Source organism: Enterovirga sp. (assembly GCF_035325185.1).
Classification (GTDB): Bacteria; Pseudomonadota; Alphaproteobacteria; order Rhizobiales; family Beijerinckiaceae; genus Enterovirga.
The window spans coordinates 27446-30441 of the sequence record NZ_DAOLAJ010000012.1 but is presented as its reverse complement, the minus strand read 5'-3'; the positions used below and the strand labels follow the sequence as shown (position 1 = coordinate 30441).

The following is a 2996-nucleotide window of genomic DNA, read 5'->3' as shown; positions in this document are numbered from 1 at the left end:
TCGATTGCGAGCTCGAGGAGGTGATCGAGCGGCACAGCCACGCGATCCTCCTCGGCGCGGTGCGCGAGATCCGCCTCAACCGGGCCGAATCCGGGGCGCTGGTCTATGGGGAAGGGGGCTTCCTGGAGCTTCGCCGCCCCTGAAGGGCCGGCCCGCCGGGCCGAACGCCCCTCAGGCCGCCTGTCCCGAGCGGACCGTCTCGACCATGCGGGCGATCGTATCGATCGAATAGAAGTTCTTCGGGCTGAGCAGGGCCGGCGGAATCATGATGTCGAACTCCGCCTCGACCGCGATCATCAGATTGACCAGGTCGAGCGATGACAGGCCGATATCGACCAGGGCGTCCGAGGTTTTGAAATCCGGCTTGATCGCATGATGGCTGGCGACCTTCCGTGCCAGGCTCCTGGTACGGTCGGCGGTGCTGGCGGGCTGAATTCCGGGCATAAGAGTCGGTCCTCCAGGTGCAATCCGGTTTCCGTTGGATCGGACCGGCTACGCGGCAATAGAATTGAATTTTCATGAGGGAGATCGATTGTTGGAATCTTTCGATAGTCCGGCATTCATCGTTAATCTCACTCTTGGTTAACTTGGTGTAGCGCCGATATCGATGCATTCGAGCAATCGACTTAATCCGACTTTGAAGGTCTCGTCCTAAGTTCCGGGGATCGGACGCAGCCTGCCGGAATTCTCCGGGCCGGCCGCCCACGGCGCCTCGGAGGAACCCATGACGGTGCAGCACAGGATCATCGCGACGGATCCGGCGGGCGGGGCGATCGGCCTTGCGGCCCGCGCGGCCGCCGCGGCGGCGGCGGCATCGGTGGCTGCGGAGAGCGTTGATCGCGAGGCGCGCTTTCCGGCGGAGGCGATGGCGGCCCTGCGCTCGCAGCGTCTTCTGGGGGCGGCGATCCCGATCGAATTCGGCGGGGAGGGGGCTCCGGTCCGGACGCTGGCCGAGATCTGCTACACACTCGGCCGCGCCTGCTCGTCCTCGGCGATGATCTTCGCGATGCATCAGACGAAGGTCGCCTGCCTCACGCGCCACGGGCGCGGAGAGCCGTGGCTCGGGAGCCTGATGCGCCGCATCGCGGACCGCCAGTTGCTTCTCGCCTCCTCGACGACCGAAGGACAGGGCGGCGGCAACGTCCGCTCCTCCGCGGCGGCCGTCGAGCCGGACGGCGAGTGGATCACGCTGGAGCGGGCGGCGACCGTCATCTCCTACGGCGCGGAGGCGGACGGCATCGTCACGGTGGCCCGCAGGTCGGCGGATGCCGGCCCCTCCGACCAGGTGCTCTGCGCCTTCCTCAAGGAGGATTACACGCTCGAGCGGCTGAGCGGCTGGGAGACGCTCGGGATGCGCGGCACATGCAGCAGCGGCTTTCGCCTGCGAGCCCGCGGTCGCCCCGAGCAGGTGCTGGGCGCGCGCTATGCCGACATCCACAACCAGACCATGACGCCGGTCTCCCACATCCTGTGGTCGAGCGCCTGGGCGGGCATCGCCGCCGGGGCCGTCGAGCGGGCGCAGGCTTTCACGCGGACCGCGATGCGCGGGGCCGGCGGCGCGAGCCCGCCCGGCGCCCTGCATTATGCCCGCGCCGTGTCCAGCCTGAAACAGGCCCGCGCCCTGATCTCTCAGGGGATCGACCGCTTCGAGGCCGCGGAAGCCGAGCCGGACGCCCTCGCCGCCCTCGATTTCCAGACCGCGATCACCATGCTCAAGGTCGAGGTGTCGGAACTCGCGGTTGCGGCGGTGAGCAGTGCGATGCGCGCCAACGGCCTCGCCGGCTACCGCGAGGACGGCGATTTCAGCATCGGCCGGCCGCTCCGCGACATCCTCTCGGCTCCGATCATGATCCACAACGACCGGATCCTCGCCAATCTCGCCACCGCCACCCTCATGACTCCCGTCGCCGCCTCGCTCCGCGATTGACCCCTCATTCTTTCAGGAAGCCGCCATGAACATGAACGTGATGAACGCGCCGGCCTCTCCCCCGGTGCAGGATCCCCTGGACAAGCTCTTCGATACGATGTTCCGGCCGATGAACGCGCAGGGCGTCTATGCCCGCACCGGCGCCTATGAATCGGTGGTCGAGGGCCTCGCCGCCCTGATCTCCTCGCGCCGCGAGGACGAGACGGAAATCTTCCGCTTTCCCCCCGTGATGAGCCGCGCCGATCTCGAGCGCCACGGCTATCTCAAGAGCTTCCCGAACCTCATCGGCTGCGTCGCTTGCCTCGAGGGGAGCGAGGCCGAGATCAGGGCGGCGGCCGACCGCCACGGGCAGGGCGGCGACTGGACGACGAGCCTGGAGCCCGCCGACCTCGTCCTGACCCCCGCCTCCTGCTATCCGGTCTATCCGATCGCCGCCGAGCGCGGCCCCGTGCCGGAGCGGGGCTATCGGTTCGACGTCGCCTGCGACTGCTTCCGCCGCGAGCCCTCGGCGCATCTCGACCGCCTCCAGTCCTTCCGAATGCGGGAATATGTCCGCGTCGGCACGCCCGAGCAGGTGGCCGCCTTCCGCGAGAGCTGGATCGTGCGCGCGAAGGAGATCGCCGACGAGCTGGGCCTGCCCTATACGGTCGAGCAGGCGAGCGACCCGTTCTTCGGGCGCCTCGGCCAGATCATGGCTTTCAGCCAGCTCGAGCAATCGCTGAAATTCGAGCTGCTGATCCCGCTGCGAGGCGCGGCGGCCGGCACGGCCTGCATGAGCTTCAACTATCACCGCGAGCATTTCGGCACGACCTGGGGCCTGCACCTCGCCGATGGCGAGCCGGCCCATACCGGATGTGTCGCCTTCGGCATGGACCGGCTGGCCGTGGCGCTCTTCGCGACCCACGGCGCCACGATCGCCGGCTGGCCGCCATCGGTGCGCGCCGCCCTGAGGCTCTGACAGGGCACCGAAGATGCCGCTCGATCCCCATATCCGCCGCTTCCTCGACATGATGGCGCTCGGCGGGGAGGCCGATCCGAGCCTCGCGGCCCGGCGCGAGGGCTTGCGCAG

The 2996-nt window shown here is 68.4% G+C and carries 3 protein-coding genes; 2 read left to right on the top strand and 1 reads right to left on the bottom strand.

The window, feature by feature from the left end; translation table 11 throughout:
• Positions 1-171: 171 nt before the first annotated feature.
• Complete coding sequence (locus PKD06_RS04200; RefSeq protein ID WP_324377906.1) at positions 172-444, bottom strand: phosphopantetheine-binding protein; 273 nt, start codon at positions 442-444, stop codon at positions 172-174.
• Positions 445-724: 280 nt separating this feature from the next.
• Here PKD06_RS04200 and PKD06_RS04195 point away from each other — a divergent pair, with 280 nt between their 5' ends.
• A complete protein-coding gene (locus tag PKD06_RS04195; protein ID WP_324377904.1) occupies positions 725-1927 on the top strand; it encodes an acyl-CoA dehydrogenase family protein in 1203 nt (400 codons plus the stop codon).
• Between the two features lie 25 nt (positions 1928-1952).
• Positions 1953-2885, top strand: coding sequence for an amino acid--[acyl-carrier-protein] ligase (locus PKD06_RS04190; protein ID WP_324377902.1), 933 nt, complete (start codon positions 1953-1955; stop codon positions 2883-2885).
• Positions 2886-2996: the final 111 nt, after the last annotated feature.